Source organism: Pseudomonas sp. TWP3-2 (assembly GCF_049897765.1).
Classification (GTDB): Bacteria; Pseudomonadota; Gammaproteobacteria; order Pseudomonadales; family Pseudomonadaceae; genus Aquipseudomonas.
Genome location: NZ_JAFCWW010000001.1, coordinates 673,571 through 689,275, shown reverse-complemented (window position 1 = coordinate 689,275; position 15,705 = coordinate 673,571). Strand labels below are relative to the sequence as shown.

The 15,705-nt window shown below is 60.9% G+C and carries 16 protein-coding genes; 8 read left to right on the top strand and 8 right to left on the bottom strand.

Annotation, left to right across the window (positions count from 1 at the left end):
- Nucleotides 1-141: 141 nt before the first annotated feature.
- Together ACP7EE_RS03050 and ACP7EE_RS03045 are read left to right on the top strand one after the other, a co-directional pair.
- Nucleotides 142-1,107 carry a 2-oxoglutarate and iron-dependent oxygenase domain-containing protein gene (locus ACP7EE_RS03050; protein WP_426233380.1) on the top strand — a complete coding sequence of 322 codons (966 nt, stop codon included), beginning with the start codon at nucleotides 142-144 and terminating at the stop codon, nucleotides 1,105-1,107.
- A gap of 82 nt (nucleotides 1,108-1,189) precedes the next feature.
- The gene (locus tag ACP7EE_RS03045; RefSeq protein WP_426233378.1) at nucleotides 1,190-2,143 is read left to right on the top strand and encodes an adenosine deaminase; all 954 of its coding nucleotides are present in this window, start codon (nucleotides 1,190-1,192) and stop codon (nucleotides 2,141-2,143) included.
- A 10-nt stretch (nucleotides 2,144-2,153) separates the two neighbouring features.
- Here ACP7EE_RS03045 and ACP7EE_RS03040 read toward each other — a convergent pair whose 3' ends face one another.
- Both ACP7EE_RS03040 and ACP7EE_RS03035 read right to left on the bottom strand, forming a co-directional pair.
- The gene (locus ACP7EE_RS03040; RefSeq protein ID WP_420647145.1) at nucleotides 2,154-2,888 is read right to left on the bottom strand and encodes an ArsR/SmtB family transcription factor; all 735 of its coding nucleotides are present in this window, start codon (nucleotides 2,886-2,888) and stop codon (nucleotides 2,154-2,156) included.
- A 317-nt stretch (nucleotides 2,889-3,205) separates the two neighbouring features.
- Nucleotides 3,206-4,135 carry a LysR family transcriptional regulator gene (locus ACP7EE_RS03035; RefSeq protein ID WP_426233376.1) on the bottom strand — a complete coding sequence of 310 codons (930 nt, stop codon included), beginning with the start codon at nucleotides 4,133-4,135 and terminating at the stop codon, nucleotides 3,206-3,208.
- 117 nt (nucleotides 4,136-4,252) lie between these two features.
- Here ACP7EE_RS03035 and ACP7EE_RS03030 point away from each other — a divergent pair, with 117 nt between their 5' ends.
- From ACP7EE_RS03030 to ACP7EE_RS03020, 3 genes are all read left to right on the top strand, one after another.
- Nucleotides 4,253-4,546 (top strand): putative quinol monooxygenase, encoded by a 294-nt coding sequence (locus ACP7EE_RS03030; RefSeq protein WP_426233374.1) that lies wholly within the window; start codon nucleotides 4,253-4,255, stop codon nucleotides 4,544-4,546.
- A 32-nt stretch (nucleotides 4,547-4,578) separates the two neighbouring features.
- Complete coding sequence (locus ACP7EE_RS03025; RefSeq protein ID WP_426233372.1) at nucleotides 4,579-5,592, top strand: zinc-binding alcohol dehydrogenase family protein; 1,014 nt, start codon at nucleotides 4,579-4,581, stop codon at nucleotides 5,590-5,592.
- A 165-nt stretch (nucleotides 5,593-5,757) separates the two neighbouring features.
- Nucleotides 5,758-5,931, top strand: coding sequence for a hypothetical protein (locus tag ACP7EE_RS03020; RefSeq protein ID WP_426206033.1), 174 nt, complete (start codon nucleotides 5,758-5,760; stop codon nucleotides 5,929-5,931).
- A 23-nt stretch (nucleotides 5,932-5,954) separates the two neighbouring features.
- On the opposite strand, the gene ACP7EE_RS03015 is transcribed toward ACP7EE_RS03020, so the two are convergent.
- Complete coding sequence (locus ACP7EE_RS03015; RefSeq protein WP_420647140.1) at nucleotides 5,955-7,157, bottom strand: multidrug effflux MFS transporter; 1,203 nt, start codon at nucleotides 7,155-7,157, stop codon at nucleotides 5,955-5,957.
- A gap of 99 nt (nucleotides 7,158-7,256) precedes the next feature.
- Nucleotides 7,257-7,454: a heavy-metal-associated domain-containing protein gene (locus ACP7EE_RS03010; protein WP_426206035.1), complete on the bottom strand. Its 198-nt coding sequence runs from the start codon at nucleotides 7,452-7,454 to the stop codon at nucleotides 7,257-7,259.
- A gap of 146 nt (nucleotides 7,455-7,600) precedes the next feature.
- Here ACP7EE_RS03010 and ACP7EE_RS03005 point away from each other — a divergent pair, with 146 nt between their 5' ends.
- The 3 genes from ACP7EE_RS03005 (at nucleotide 7,601) to cueR (ending at nucleotide 10,661) form a co-directional block, all read left to right on the top strand.
- Nucleotides 7,601-7,984, top strand: coding sequence for a hypothetical protein (locus ACP7EE_RS03005; RefSeq protein ID WP_420647138.1), 384 nt, complete (start codon nucleotides 7,601-7,603; stop codon nucleotides 7,982-7,984).
- Between the two features lie 71 nt (nucleotides 7,985-8,055).
- Nucleotides 8,056-10,251, top strand: a complete 2,196-nt coding sequence (locus ACP7EE_RS03000; protein ID WP_426233370.1) for a heavy metal translocating P-type ATPase — start codon at nucleotides 8,056-8,058, stop codon at nucleotides 10,249-10,251.
- Nucleotides 10,248-10,661 (top strand): Cu(I)-responsive transcriptional regulator, encoded by a 414-nt coding sequence (gene cueR, locus ACP7EE_RS02995; RefSeq protein ID WP_420647136.1) that lies wholly within the window; start codon nucleotides 10,248-10,250, stop codon nucleotides 10,659-10,661. The genes ACP7EE_RS03000 and cueR overlap by 4 nt, the downstream gene beginning before the upstream one ends.
- On the opposite strand, the gene ACP7EE_RS02990 is transcribed toward cueR, so the two are convergent.
- The 4 genes from ACP7EE_RS02990 to ACP7EE_RS02975 all read right to left on the bottom strand — a co-directional run bounded on the left by ACP7EE_RS02990 (nucleotide 10,615) and on the right by ACP7EE_RS02975 (nucleotide 15,413).
- Complete coding sequence (locus tag ACP7EE_RS02990; RefSeq protein WP_426206039.1) at nucleotides 10,615-11,829, bottom strand: MFS transporter; 1,215 nt, start codon at nucleotides 11,827-11,829, stop codon at nucleotides 10,615-10,617. The two genes, cueR and ACP7EE_RS02990, sit on opposite strands and share 47 nt — an antisense overlap.
- Before the next feature lie 384 nt (nucleotides 11,830-12,213).
- Nucleotides 12,214-13,110 (bottom strand): PA4780 family RIO1-like protein kinase, encoded by an 897-nt coding sequence (locus ACP7EE_RS02985; protein ID WP_426233367.1) that lies wholly within the window; start codon nucleotides 13,108-13,110, stop codon nucleotides 12,214-12,216.
- Between the two features lie 433 nt (nucleotides 13,111-13,543).
- Entirely contained in the window at nucleotides 13,544-13,843 is a 300-nt protein-coding gene (locus tag ACP7EE_RS02980; RefSeq protein ID WP_426233365.1) for a hypothetical protein, read from the bottom strand.
- Between the two features lie 292 nt (nucleotides 13,844-14,135).
- Nucleotides 14,136-15,413, bottom strand: coding sequence for an acetyl-CoA C-acetyltransferase (locus ACP7EE_RS02975; protein ID WP_426233363.1), 1,278 nt, complete (start codon nucleotides 15,411-15,413; stop codon nucleotides 14,136-14,138).
- Nucleotides 15,414-15,705 lie beyond the last annotated feature (292 nt).

Here is a 15,705-nt window from a genome sequence, read left to right as displayed (position 1 = left end):
CTGCGGTGCGACGATTCGACTTGCCAGCGATGAGGCAATCACATTCGACATCATTGTTGTCTGGTAGACCGCCATCGCTGGCAAGCCAGCTCCCACAGGGGTCTTTAGCGTTCTTCAGTCTGTGTTTCTTCAGGAAAACGTATGAACAGTCTTCCCATCATCGACATCAGTCCGCTCTACAGTCACGATCAACAAGCGTGGAACTCGGTGGCGAACCAAATCGACCACGCCTGCCGCGAATGGGGTTTCTTTTACATCAAGGGCCATCCGATTTCAGCGCAGCGCATCGCCGCCCTGCTCGACCACGCACAACGCTTCTTCGCCCTGCCCGCTGCCGAAAAACTCAAGATCGACATCACCCAGACCCGCCATCACCGTGGCTACGGCGCCATCGCCACCGAACAACTCGACCCGGACAAACCCAGCGATCTGAAAGAAACCTTCGACATGGGCCTGCACTTGCCGGCCGATCATCCCGAAGTGCTGGCGGAAAAACCGTTGCGCGGACCCAACCGTCACCCGGCCCAAGAAGGCTGGGAAGCGCTGATGGAACAGCATTACCTCGACATGCAGGCCCTCGCGCAAACCCTGCTGCGGGCCATGACCCTGGCGCTGAATATCGAACCGGACTTCTTCGACACGCGCTTCAATGAACCCGTCAGCGTCCTGCGCATGATCCATTACCCGCCCCGCCACACCGCAAGCTCCGCCGAACAGCAAGGCGCCGGCGCGCACACTGATTACGGCTGCATCACGCTGCTGTATCAAGACAGCGCCGGCGGCCTGCAAGTGAAGAACGTAAAGGGTCAGTGGATCGACGCACCACCGATCGACGGCACGTTCGTGGTCAACCTCGGCGACATGATGGCGCGCTGGAGCAACGACCGATATCGTTCGACCCCGCATCGGGTGATCAGCCCGCTGGGCGTGGACCGCTACTCGATGCCGTTCTTCGCCGAACCGCATCCGGACACCCGCATCGAATGCCTGCCCGGCTGCCAGGACGCCGAGCATCCGGCGAAATATCCCACCACCACCTGCGCTGAATTCCTGCTGTCACGTTTCGCCGATACCTACGCCTATCGCCGTGAGCAGCAAGCATCGTGATGGATCGTCTGGTCAGGTTTTGCCAATTGTTTCCGCGCGCATCTGTAGAATGCCCGCCATCTGCACCTGATGAGAAAAGAATATGTACGACTGGCTGAACGCCCTGCCCAAGGCTGAACTGCACCTGCACCTCGAAGGCTCGCTCGAGCCAGAGCTGCTGTTCGCCCTGGCCGAACGCAACAAGATCGCCCTGCCGTGGGACGACGTCGAAACCCTGCGCAAGGCTTACGCCTTCAACAACCTGCAAGAGTTTCTCGACCTGTACTACAAGGGCGCTGACGTGCTGCGTACCTCGCAGGATTTCTACGACCTGACCTGGGCATACCTGCTGCGCTGTAAAGAACAGAACGTGATCCACACCGAACCGTTCTTCGATCCGCAGACCCACACCGACCGTGGCATTCCGTTCGAAGTGGTGCTCAACGGTATCGCCGCCGCATTGAAGGATGGCGAGCAGCAACTGGGGATTACCAGCGGTTTGATCCTGAGCTTCCTGCGCCATTTGAGCGAAGACGAAGCGCAGAAAACCCTCGACCAGGCGCTGCCGTTCCGCGATGCGTTTGTCGCCGTCGGCCTCGACAGCTCCGAGATGGGCCATCCGCCGAGCAAGTTCCAGCGCGTGTTCCACCGTGCTCGTCACGAGGGCTTCCTGACCGTGGCCCACGCCGGCGAAGAAGGCCCGCCGGAATACATCTGGGAAGCCATCGACCTGCTGAAAATCCAGCGTATCGACCATGGCGTGCGCGCCATCGAAGACGAACGCCTGATGCAGCGCATCATCGACGAGCAGATCCCGCTGACCGTGTGCCCGCTGTCGAACACCAAGCTTTGCGTGTTCGATCACATGTCCCAGCACAACATCCTCGACATGCTCGAGCGCGGTGTGAAAGTCACGGTCAATTCCGATGACCCGGCGTACTTCGGCGGTTACGTCACCGAGAACTTCCACGCGCTGCACACGCACTTGGGCATGACCCAGGATCAGGCCAGACGCCTGGCGCAGAACAGCCTGGATGCGCGACTGGTCAAGCCGTAAGCACGGCGCGTTACAGCGCCATTTCCAGCTCGGTTTCCTTGGCGAAACGATGAATCTCGCGCTGCCCGGCATCTGTCAGCTGCAAGGCGCGAGAATCATTGGGCAGCATCAACCATCCCGATTGCATGAACAGCTGCAACAGTGCCGCGCCCAGCGAGCCACCCATGTGCGGGCGGCGCTCGCTCCAGTCCGGGCAGGCGCAAGCCACCTGTGCATTACGGTGCGCCAACGCCTGAATGAACACCCCACGCTTGGCCAGTTGCGTCGACCCCTTGTGCGTGACTACCACTCGATGCTCGAGCTGCTCGATCCACCTGGAGTCAAGCAGGCGCTGGTAAAGGTCAGCTGCCAGCGTCCCCCCCAAATGGTCATCGCAAAACCGCGCACGCAACAATGAGGAAGGCGCCGCCTGCGGTCGGGCAATCGGCGTGCTGCGTTTGTACATTTCGGGAACCTCTCGCGGAGCGCTGGCGATCGTGGCACTGGCCAGCGCTTCGATGGCTGCGCCGATCTCGGGAGCCGCCAGACGAAAGAAGCGTTTGCGCCCACGGGCCTCGACTTTCAGCAGACCGCCAGCGGACAGACGCCCCAGATGCGCGCTGGCCGAAGACGGCGACAGCCCCGCCAGCAAGGCCAGCTCCTCGGTCTGCCGGGCCGAGCCATCCATCAGCGCCCACATCATCGCGCTCCGTTTGGGATCGGCCAGCAACGCGGCGATCTGGCTGATGCAAGGTGCATGTTCCATGTATTCACTCCCTGTTGGATCGTATCGTCTGCTGCTCGCAGACATCTTGACCAGTAATCAGTCCTCGGCCAAGACGCGGAAATCGCCATCACCCCAGGCAAGGCAGACCGCTGACGCAGCGGACTGTGCGCAACAATCAGCAGCACTGGCGCGACCCTCGATCACACCCGGGTGGCTCGGTCTGAGCGTGCCCGGGCCAAGGTGCCAGTGCAGGCATGAGGCGGGCGCTAGTATAAGCGGGTTGCTCGCCGCGTCCTGCGTCCGAGCCGGCGTGGGTGGTGATTGTTCCTGAGAGAAATTTCGCTATTTACCTGCGACTAATGATCAGCTTTCGAGAAAACGGGAAAATGACTACTTAAATCAGCGCATCGGCTGGCAAGCATCTCCCTCAGAAGGTTCACCGGCTTACTCAATTGAGCGCGATGGGCGCACAGCAGATTCAGTGGAGCGCGCTCGCACAGCAGGTCCGGCAGCAGCACTTTCAGGCGCCCGGCGAGCACATCTTCGGCGACGTCGAGCCAGGATTTGTAGGCGATACCGGCCCCGGCGACCGCCCATAGCCGCACCACATCGGCGTCATCGCTGAAGCGGTCACCACTGACGGTCAGGCCGACCTCGCGCTTGCCATCGTGAAAACTCCAATAGTCGTGAACCCGGCTGCCGAGCATGTACAACAGGCAATTGTGCTGGGCCAGTTGTTCCAGCTGTGTCGGCTCACCATGCCTGGTCAGATAGGCGGGCGAAGCGCACAGCACCCGGCGATTATTCGGGGCGATTGGCATGGCCACCAGGCTGGAATCCTCCGGCTCGCCGTAACGCAGGGCGATGTCCACCGGTTGGCGGAACAGGTCGGCGATGCGGTCGCCCAATAACAGCCGCACTGAAAGCTTGGGGTGTTCACGCTGAAACTCGTCGAGCCATGGCAGCAACTGATTACGGCCAAAATCCGAAGGCGCCGACAGCTGCAGAATGCCGCTGACCTGATCCTGACCGCTGGCGAGCAAACGCCGGCCTTCATCCAGACTGCCCAGTGCCGCCCGCGCATATTCGAGGAAACCCTCGCCTTCGGCAGTCAGGCGCAGGCTGCGCGTGGAACGTGCCAACAAACGCGCGCCGAGTTGCCCTTCGATGCGTTTGAGCGCTGCGCTGGCCACTGCGGCGGACATGTCCATCACCCGCGCCGCCGCCGACAGGCTGCCCAGATCAGCCGCCCGGACAAACAACTGCAAATCGTCAAAGCGCAGCATCTCAGCCTCGATTATCAAAATAATATTGAAAGAGACTGCTCTTTTAGCCGGTTTTATCTTGCAGAGAAATAGCCAATCATCCGTCCCAACGTCATCAACCCGTATTTGGAGCCGAGCATGTCCCAGCCATTCACCGCCATCGCCACCCTGATCGCCAAACCCGGCCAGCAGGATGCGCTCCAGCAGCACTTGCAGGCGCTGATCGAGCCGACTCGCGTCGAGGCCGGTTGCGGTCAATACGATTTGCATCAGGACCTGGCCAACCCGCTGGCGTTCTACATGATCGAACACTGGGCCAGCGACGAAGCCTTGCAAGCCCACGACGCCAGCGCGCATGTGCAGAACTTCCGCGCCAAGGCCGGCGACTTCCTTGAGCACTTCGAACTCAAGCGCCTGCGCACTATCGCCTGAATCCTTCTTCTATCAATTTTTCGGAGTCATCCATGAAAGCCATCGCCTATTTCGCCTCATTGCCGATCAGCGACGCCAAATCCCTGCAGGACATCGAACTGCCGGAGCCGGTCGCCGGCCCGCGCGACCTGTTGGTGGAAGTCAAAGCCATTTCGGTGAATCCGGTCGACACCAAGGTTCGGCAGAACGTCGCGCCTGAAGCCGGCGCGGCGAAAGTGCTGGGCTGGGACGTGGCCGGTGTGGTCAAGGCTGTCGGCAGCGAAGTGACGTTGTTCAAGGCTGGCGACAAGGTGTTCTACGCCGGCTCCATCGCCCGGGCTGGCGGCAACAGCGAACTGCACGTGGTGGATGAGCGGATCGTCGGGCATATGCCCAAGTCGCTGGGTTTCGCCGAAGCTGCCGCCCTGCCGCTGACCGCCATCACCGCGTGGGAGTTGCTGTTCGAGCGCTTGCAAATCAGCGAGGGTAAAAAGGACGAAGGCCAGAGCCTGCTGATCGTTGGCGCGGCCGGTGGGGTTGGTTCGATTCTGACCCAACTCGCCAGCCAACTGACCAGTCTGAAAGTCATCGGCACTGCATCCCGTGCGCAAACCCGCGACTGGGTCAGCGAACTCGGCGCTGACCTGGTGATCGATCACAGCCAGCCGCTGAGCGAAGAGCTGAAACGCGCCGGCATTGAGCACGTAACTCACGTCGCCAGCCTGACCCAGACCGATCAGCATCTGGATCAACTGGTCGAAGCGTTGGCCCCGCAAGGCAAACTGGCGTTGATCGACGATCCGAAGGCGCTCGACGTGAGCAAGCTCAAGCGCAAGAGCCTGTCGCTTCACTGGGAGTTCATGTACACCCGCTCACTGTTCGAAACGGCGGACATGATCCAGCAGCACAAACTGCTCAACCGAGTGGCCGAGCTGATTGACGACGGGACATTGAAAACCACGGTCGGCGAGCACTTTGGCACGATCAACGCGGCCAACCTGCGTCGCGCGCATGCGCTGCTGGAAAGCGGCACGGCCAAGGGCAAAATTGTATTAGAAGGTTTCTGACGAGTTGAAAATCGCAGCCTGCGCCCGTCACCAAAGAGTCTGGCGCGGGGCCTGCGAGATGATTGTGCCGTCAGTCCGAGAGTTGATCCTTGTCACAATTGCGATCGTATTCAGGACTACAATCCAGACCTCTGCGGTGCATCTTTTACGTTTGGGAGGTCAGCAATGAAGATCCTGATAAAAGAAATGGCAAAGTCCCAATGGCAAGTTCGCCTTGACCAGCACGCCGTGACATTCCGCAGTGAAGCCGAAGCCTTGGCCTTCACTCGCACCCTCGAAGCGCGTCTGCACGCGCCCCATCAGATTCCCGATCCCAACCAGCAGCGCGCTGCCGGCTGAGGCCAGCGGCTGAGACCAGTAGATCAGGCCTCGGCCTGCGCTTTGGCCAACGCACGCGCATTCTGCAAACGTCGGGTGAGCATCGCGACGCTCACCACCAACACGCCGCACAGGCTGATGACCATTGCCATCGGCATGGCCGTGCCGTCGTGCAACACCCCGACCAACGCCGCCGCGCCGGCCGCCACGCTGAATTGCAGGCAACCGAGCAGCGCCGAAGCGCTGCCTGCCCGAGCGCCCTGACCGTTCATCGCACAGGCCGAGGCGTTGGGCAGGATGCAGCCGAGGCTGGCGATGCAGATAAACAGCGGAATCAGCAGCGGCCACAATGCCTCGGTGTGCATCGCGCTGACTGCCAACAACGCCAGGCCTGCCGCCAGATACACCCACACCGCACGCGACAGCAGATACGCCGGGCCACGCTTGGCCAGCAGCCGCGCGTTGACCTGCGCCACCAGAATGAAACCCGCCGCGTTGGTGCCGAATAGCCAGCCAAAGTGTTCTGCAGGTACGCCGTAGAGTTTGATAAAGACGAACGGCGAGCCGGCGATGTAGGAAAACATCCCGGCAACTGCGATGCCGCCAGTCAGGGCGTGGCCCATAAAAATCGGATCCTTGATCAACCGCCCATATTGGCGCAGCGCACCGGACAATGGTTGGCGCGGCACATGCGCCGGCAGACTTTCCGGCAGGCCCAACGCCACGGCCAGTCCGGCCAGCGCGCTGAAACCGGTGAGCACGAGGAAGATCGACTGCCAGCCCGTGGTGTTGACCAGCAGACCGCCGAGCATCGGCGCGAGAATCGGCGCCAGGCCCATCACCAGCATCAACTGCGAGAAAACCTTCGCCGAACCCACTGCATCGCACTTGTCACTGACCACCGCCCGCGCAATCACCATGCCCGCGCAGCCGCCCAAGGCCTGGACGAAGCGCGCGCCGATCAGCCATTCGAGGTCCGGCGCATACGCGCAGGCCAGCGACGCGACGGTGAACAGGCCGACGCCCGTCAGCAGCGGAATGCGTCGACCAAAGCGGTCAGCCACCGGGCCGTACAACAGTTGGCCGATGGACAGGCCCAAAAAGTAAGCCGCCAGCGTCAGCTGAACGTGCTTTTCATCGGTGCCGAAGGCCAGTGCCATCGATGGAAATGCCGGCAGATAGAAGTCAATCGCCAGCGGGCCGAAGGCGCTCAAGGCACCGAGAATCAAAATCGTACGGAAGTTCATCAGGCGTCCAGGTTGGGCAGACAGTTGGGCCACAGGCCGACAGTCTAGCCGCGCGAGGACGCCTTGAACATTCCGATAGCTCGCTAACAATCAAATCAATCAGGCGAGTTTGACGTTGTAGCCTTCTTCGCTGATCGCGGCGATTACCTGCTCGGCGCTCAATGCGCTTTCGACGCCGACCTCTTTTGCCGCCAGATCGACTCGCACACTGGCGGCAGGATCGAGGCTCTGCACGGCTTGAGTGACGGCTTTGACGCAGTGACCGCAGGACATGCCTTCAACGTTGAACACTTGCATGGAATGACTCCTTGAGTGAGGTTGCCGGCAGTTTCGAGCTTGCCACGATGGCAAGGTCAAGTTCTGCAAAAAACTGCCGGGCTGGCAATCGGCGCCGCGCTCGGCCAAGCTGCGTGCATCAATGACCTAAACTCAGGAGATTCAGCATGCGCTGGTCAGCTTTCAGCCTGTTTGGCTTCCTCAGCCTGTTTGCCGCTATTCCTTCGGTGCATGCCGCCGGGGAAGATTACGGCGTGCTGATCATTTCCCGCGAACGCCTCGAAGTGGCGACCAACTGCGAGATCGGCGTGTATATCCAGGATCAACTCTCGGCGCGGCTGTTTCAGGAACAGAGCACTTCATTCAATCTGCCGCCGGGCACTGTCTCGCTGCGCCTGAAATTGCTGCCGGGACAAGTCGCCGGTTGCAATCCGGGATTGCTGGCGCCGGGCTCGCAGGAAATCAAACTGCAAGCGGGTGATGTGCAGAAGTACCGGATCGCCATGACGCAGGAAGGCATGTACCTCAAGCGTGCTGATCTCGGCTACTGAGCGTTTGATGCTTGACCTTGCCTGCATGGCAAGGTTGATCCTGTGGACATCTTCTACAGGGAGTAAGACCGATGTCCGATTCCAGCACCTTCGATCTGTCGATTGCCGGCATGACCTGCGCCTCCTGCGCCGGTCGGGTCGAACGGGCCTTGAGCAAAGTGCCGGGGGTGAAAAGTGTCAGCGTCAACCTCGCCAATGAACGGGCGCACGTTGAATTGCTCAATGAGGTCGCACCGCAGATTCTGATCGGCGCCGTGACCAAGGCTGGCTACTCGGCCAGCGAATTTGCCCTTGAACAGCCGCAAACCGGTGACCAGCAACAGCGTCTGCACCATGAACGCTGGGCGGTGATCTGCGCCATCGTCCTCGCCTTGCCGCTGGTGCTGCCGATGTTGCTCGCGCCGTTCGGCATTCACTGGATGCTCCCGGCCTGGGCGCAATTCGCCCTCGCCACTCCGGTGCAATTCATCCTCGGCGCACGGTTTTACGTGGCCGCATGGAAAGCCGTGCGCGCCGGCGCCGGCAACATGGACTTGCTGGTCGCCCTCGGCACCAGCGCCGGTTATGGCTTGAGCATTTACGAATGGGCCACCGCCGCCGGGCGCATGCCGCATCTGTATTTCGAAGCTTCGGCGGTGGTCATCGCGCTGGTGCTGCTCGGCAAATACCTCGAAAGCCGCGCCAAACGCCAGACCGCCAGCGCCATTCGCGCACTTGAAGCCTTACGGCCGGAACGAGCGATTCAAGTCATCGATGGCCGCGAGCAGGATGTCGCAATCACTGCCCTGCGTCTTGACGATCTGGTGCTGGTCAAACCCGGCGAACGCTTCCCGGTGGACGGCGAAGTTGTCGAAGGCCAGAGCCATGCCGACGAGGCGTTGATCAGCGGCGAGAGCCTGCCAGTGCCGAAACAACCCGGCGACAAAGTGACCGGTGGCGCGATCAATGGCGAAGGTCGCTTGCTGGTGCGCACGACCGCGCTCGGCGCGGAAAGCGTGCTGGCGCGGATCATCCGCCTGGTGGAAGACGCCCAAGCGGCGAAAGCACCGATCCAGAAACTGGTGGATAAAGTCAGTCAGGTCTTCGTGCCGACCGTGCTGGTGATCGCCCTCGCGACACTGATCGGCTGGTGGCTGTACGGCGCGCCCATCGAAGTGGCATTGATCAACGCCGTCGCGGTGCTGGTGATCGCTTGCCCATGCGCCCTCGGTCTGGCGACACCGACCGCGATCATGGCCGGCACTGGCGTGGCCGCGCGTTACGGGATTCTGATCAAGGATGCCGAAGCACTGGAACGCGCGCATGAAGTCAGCACGGTGGTGTTCGACAAGACCGGCACCCTGACCTCCGGCACTCCGCGCATCGCGCACTTCAGCGCTGTCGACGGTGATGAGAACACCTTGCTGCAACTGGCCGGCGCACTGCAACGCGGCAGCGAACATCCACTGGCCAAAGCCGTGCTCGATGCGTGCAGCGAACGTGAACTGCATGTGCCAGATGTCAGCGACAGCCAATCGCTGACCGGTCGCGGCATCGCCGGCACGCTCGACGGTCGGCGTCTGGCGCTGGGCAATCGGCGGATGCTCGACGAGAACGGTCTGAGCGCCGGTGCCTTGGCCGAGTCCGCCAAAGACTGGGAAACCGAGGGCCGCACACTCTCGTGGCTGATCGAACAAAGCCCCTCATCACGCGTACTCGGTTTGTTCGCCTTCGGCGACACGCTCAAACCCGGCGCCCTGCATGCTGTGCAGCAACTGGCCAAGCGCAATATCCACAGCCACCTGCTGACCGGCGATAACCGTGGCAGCGCCCGCGTCGTCGCCGAAGCACTGGGCATCACCAGCGTGCACGCCGAAGTCCTGCCGGCCGACAAAGCCGCGACCGTCGCCGAGCTGAAAAAAACCGGCGTGGTGGCGATGGTCGGCGACGGCATCAACGACGCCCCGGCACTCGCCGCTGCTGACACCGGCATCGCCATGGGCGGCGGCACTGACGTCGCCATGCACGCGGCCGGGATCACCCTGATGCGCGGCGATCCACGGCTGGTGCCGGCGGCGCTGGAGATCAGCCGCAAGACCTACGCGAAGATCCGTCAGAACCTGTTTTGGGCCTTCGTCTACAACTTGATCGGCATTCCACTGGCGGCGTTCGGCTTTCTCAACCCGGTGCTGGCCGGCGCGGCGATGGCGCTGTCGAGCGTCAGCGTGGTGAGCAATGCGCTACTGTTGAAAACCTGGAAGCCCGAGGATCTGGAGGACAAGCAATGAACATCGGCCAAGCGGCCCGCCACAGTGGCCTCAGCGCGAAGATGATTCGCTATTACGAGTCGATCGGCCTGCTCAAAGCGGCACATCGCAGCGACAGCGGCTACCGGATCTACGGCGATGACGACCTGCACACGCTGGCGTTCATCAAGCGCTCGCGTGATCTGGGCTTTTCGCTGGAGGAAGTCGGCAAGCTGCTGACCCTGTGGCAGGATCGCCAGCGCGCCAGCGCGGATGTGAAGGCACTGGCGCGCCAGCATATCGATGAGTTGAATCAGAAGATTCGCGAGCTCGGCGAACTGCGCGACACCTTGCAGGACCTGGTCGAGCACTGCCAGGGCGACCATCGCCCCGACTGCCCGATCCTCAAGGAATTGGCGTCGGGCTGCTGCGCGCAACCTGCCCGCGCCTGATTGCCAGCAGCTTCATCAGTAGCAACGTGCCGAGGGGAATGCCGTGGAACAGCGCGACCACGGCACCCGGCGCCCACCAAGCATAGAACGGTGCAGCGATCAGCATGCCGACGCCGAACCCGGTCATTTGCAAAAGCGTCAGGAAGCTGAAAATCGGCAGGCGCAGTTGCTCAGGTTCACGTTGCAGGCGCGACATCAGGCCGACTTCGGAAAAACCATCACCCAATCCCGCCGGCAGCGAAAACAGCAGCAAACCGTAAAGGCTCTGTTGCTGGAACATCAGGATGAACCCGCAGGACATCAGCAGCACACCGCAGAAAAACCGCCGCTCCAGATTGATGTTTTCCGAGCCTTTGAGGCGACTGGCAATTCGCGCGCCGAGCAGTTTTCCCAACGCCCAGACTGCCAGCATCAGGCCCAGCGTGGTGCTGGCTGAATCCGGCGTGAGCAGTTTCGAGATGATCGGGAAACCGACGTTATGCGCCGCGCTGCCTAGGGTGTCGGCCATCGTCACGGCGAGCATTGCGGCAATCACTGGCGCACTGCGCAGGCCTTGCATCAGCGCTGACCATTCGCCGCGTTCAGATTTTTCCTCGGCAACCGGCTCAGGTTTGCTGAAACGCAGCGGCACAATCAGCAACGCCGCCAGCAGATAAGTCAGCGCGTTCAGCGCGAACACCGTTTCAAAACCGAAGCCTGCGACCAGCAAACCCGAGACCAGACTGCCGCCAACCATCGCCAGCGACGACGCCGAAGTGATCCAGGCGTTGGTCTTGAGCAACTGTGCCGGTTCGATCAGTCGCGGCAACTGGCTGTTGAGGCCGATGGCGAACATCGAATTGCCGAAACCCAAGCCGAATGCGATCACCGGCAACCACAGCGCCTGCTGGCTGACCGGCAGAATCAGCAACAAGCCGAGCACCGCCGCGCGCAGCAGATCAAACGCAATCAGCGGAATGCGTCCGCTCCAACGGCGGTAGAACGCGGTGCCGATCAGGCTGGCGAAAATACCGCCGCCGACCCGGCTGGCAAGGAAGATCCCGACGCTCATGGCGCTGTTGCTCAGCAGATAGACGTAGGTGGCCAGCGCGACCATGTTGAGGAACGCGCCGAAGTCGGAGATCAAGCGGGCGGTGATGATCAGGTGGGCGTTGCGGGGTGGGAGCACATTCAGTCCTTGAGTGTGGGTTTTGGGGGCGGTGGACAGTAGACGCTAATTTGTATGGATCCGGAAGCCGTGCCCTCACCCTAGCCCTCTCCCAGGGGTAGAGGGGACTGAATGATGTGTTCTTACGGGGTACATCGACCTGAAATTTTCCGGGTGAACTCCAGAATGAGTGACGTGTGAGCCTTGGCAGTAAAACAAACTCAAGTTCAACGCGTACTTTCAGGTCGATGTACCCGGAAAGAACAACTCGATCGGCCCCCTCTCCCTCCGGGCGGTCCGACGTTTCGGGAGGGCTGGGGTGAGGGTAAAAATCCCACTGACACCACCACCAAATCAACCACCCACAAAAAACCCGGCCGAAGCCGGGTCTCTCATTTCACACAATCACTGCATCCACGGTGGCGGCGGCGGTTCGTCCGACTTGCCCTTGGGCTCGTCATCTGCCGCACGGATCGCCTGCTTGCGCTCTTCATCGAGTCGCGCCGCTTCGATCTCGCGCAGGATCCCGCCGACATCCGCCTGCTCTTCCGGATCGTCGAACTCGCCGGTCAGTACGCTGCCCGGGTGCAAGGTGCCGGCTTCGTACAGCGCCCACATTTCCTTGGCGTACTTGGTCGTCTTCAACTCCGGTGCAAAGCGACCGAAATACGAAGCCATGTTGCCAACGTCACGTTCGAGCATGGTGAACGCGTGGTTGTTGCCCGCCGCGTCCACTGCCTGCGGCAGGTCAATGATGACCGGGCCGGTTGGCGTCAGCAGCACGTTGAACTCCGAGAGGTCACCGTGTACCAGACCAGTACACAACATCAGCACGATCTGCGAAATCAGGAACGCGTGATATTCGCGCGCCTGATCCGGTTCCAGCACCACGTCGTTCAGACGCGGCGCGGCATCGCCGTACTCGTCGGCTACCAGTTCCATCAACAGCACGCCTTCAAGGAAGTCGTACGGTTGCGGAACCCGGACACCAGCGCCGGCCAGCCGGAACAGCGCCGCGACTTCGGCGTTCTGCCACGCGTCCTCGGTTTCTTTCTTGCCGAACTTCGAGCCCTTGGCCATGGCCCGAGCCTGTCGGCTGTTACGTACCTTGCGCCCTTCCTGATACTCGGACGCCTGGCGGAAACTGCGTTTGTTCGCCTCCTTGTAGACCTTTGCGCAACGTAACTGATTACCGCAGCGCACCACATAAACAGCTGCTTCTTTACCACTCATGAGTGGGCGCAGCACTTCGTCGACCAGACCGTCCTCGATCAGGGGTTCAATGCGTTTTGGAGTCTTCATCAGCTTTTATTGTGGGTCCTGTATTGCCAAACACGCGAATGTCACTCGTTATACGGCAATCCTCGCGTCTCGGGGAGGGGTTGCCGACCTGTGAACCTGTGGATGCACACACTGTGCCGGAAAAATCGACCGCTGCGAATCATAGCTGAGCCGGCGCAAAATGTTGGCAACCGGCGTTGAGGGCATTTGCGACAGAATCTGACACGCAGTACAGAGGGCTCACGACTCATCGACAACCGAAAATGGTTTTGGTCTCCGTTTTACCGGGAAGGGAGCGCCATCGAGAGTGGTTAGAGCGATTGTCGGACAAATCCCTCTCTACACAAAGGAATTCGGCTGCTGGGGAGGGAAATTGAGAGCGAATGAGCTGGATGCAACTGTGCAGCAGTTCAAGACTGATCGAAGCGCGCCACGGGTGACGCGCTTCTAGTGTTTATTTCGTGCAGGTCAGGCGCGAGTATTTAGGGGGTTCCAACAGAATGCCTGGCGTCATGTAAGTCGAGCAGTTGAACTTGCGGCCCTTGGCCGTGGTGGCTTCGAAGGTCAACTGCGTGCCACCGAGGAAGTCTGGTGTGCCTTTGGTCACTGGTCCCATGGTCAGTTCGTCGGTGGACGCCAGCCCCAGGGTTTCGGCCGTGACTTTATGCATCTGCAATACGTTGGGATTGGTCGCGCAACCGCTCAACGTCGCGGTCAACATCAACAGTAAAAAAGCGAAGCGAGTATTGGTCATCAGTAGCGTTCCTTTTCGTGACGGGCAGAAAGCCGCTTCTCGGTCCACACGGGCCAATGGCGCGCGCAGACGATTCCTTGTGAATCAGGAGTTTATGAGGCCGAACCGGTGGCTACAATTGCCCGGAGGATTTCAGGAAGTGGCTTACAGGATTGGTCGTACTGCCTGACGGGCGCGTCCTACAGCGCGCCCACCAACAGACAAAAACTGACAGCCCACTGCATTGGCAGTGGGCTGAGGTTGATCGAGGTCAGACCAACGGGATTATTTCGGGTGTGCAAGAGGGCCGTGTTCAGCGTTCGATAATCGCAGTAACACCCTGGCCGCCAGCCGCACAGATCGAAATCAACCCGCGCCCGCGCCCCGCCGCATCCAGCAACTTCGCCAGATTCGCCACAATCCGCCCGCCCGTCGCGGCGAACGGATGCCCGGCCGCCAGCGAACTGCCCTTCACGTTCAGCCGGCTGCGATCAATCGAGCCTAGAGGCGCATCCAGCCCCAGACGAGTCTTGCAGTACTCCGCGTCTTCCCAGGCCTTCAACGTGCACAACACTTGCGCGGCAAATGCTTCGTGAATCTCGTAGTAGTCGAAATCCTGCAGGGTCAGACCGTTGCGCGCCAGCAAGCGTGGGACGGCATACACCGGGGCCATCAGCAGGCCTTCCGCGCCGTTGACGAAATCCACCGCCGCCGCTTCGCCGTCGCGCAAATAGGCGAGGATCGGCAAGCCGCGCTCCTTGGCCCATTCCTCGCTGCCCAGCAGCACCACTGCCGCGCCATCAGTCAGCGGTGTCGAGTTGCCGGCGGTCAGCGTGCCCTTGTCACTTTTCTCGAAGGCCGGTTTCAGCGTGGCGAGTTTTTCCAGGGTCAAGTCCGGGCGTAGATTATTGTCGCGGGTCAGGCCGAGAAACGGGGTCATCAGATCGTTGTGCCAACCCTCGCTGTAAGACTCGGCGAGTTTGTGGTGGCTTTCGAAGGTCAGTTGATCCTGTGCTTCGCGGGGGATATTCCAGGTCTGCGCCATCAGTTCGCAGTGTTCGCCCATCGACAGGCCGGTGCGCGCTTCGCCAATGCGCGGCAAGTCGGGGATCAGGTGTTTGGGGCGCAGTTGCAGAAAGGCCTTGAGCTTGTCGCCGGTGGTTTTCGCGCGGTTGGCTTGCAGGAGAATTCTGCGCAGGCCTTCACTCACACTGATCGGTGCGTCCGAGGTGGTGTCGACGCCACCGGCGATGCCGCATTCGATCTGGCCGAGGGCAATTTTGTTTGCCACCAGCAGCGCAGCTTCCAGACCGGTGCCGCAGGCTTGCTGAATGTCATACGCCGGTGTCGATGGAGACAGACGCGAGCCAAGCACGCACTCGCGGGTCAGATTCATATCCCGTGACAATTTCAGTACCGCGCCTGCGACCACTTCGCCGATGCGCTGGCCGTGCAGGTTGTAGCGTTCGATCAGGCCTTCCAGTGCGGCGGTGAGCATCGCCTGATTACTGGCAGTGGCGTACGGCCCGTTGGAGCGGGCGAAAGGGATACGGTTACCGCCGATGATCGCGACGCGGCGCAGCTGACTCATGAAAAGCTCCTTAATTGTGATCTGAAACCCAATACGCGGTCCTTGTGGCGAGGGGATTTATCCCCGTTCGGCTGCGCAGCAGTCGTGAAATCTGTGCATGCGTTTTGCCAGATTCACTGCGATTGCGGATTTGGGGCGGCTTCGCCACCCAACGGGGATAAATCCCCTCGCCACAGGTTCGCACCCACAGTTTCCGCATTTATCTGCAAGACCTGCTAAACCTCAGTGTTCTAGCGTAGGCCTTATTGCGCGGATCGAACGATTGATTGCCCCACGCAGTCCACACTTTGAA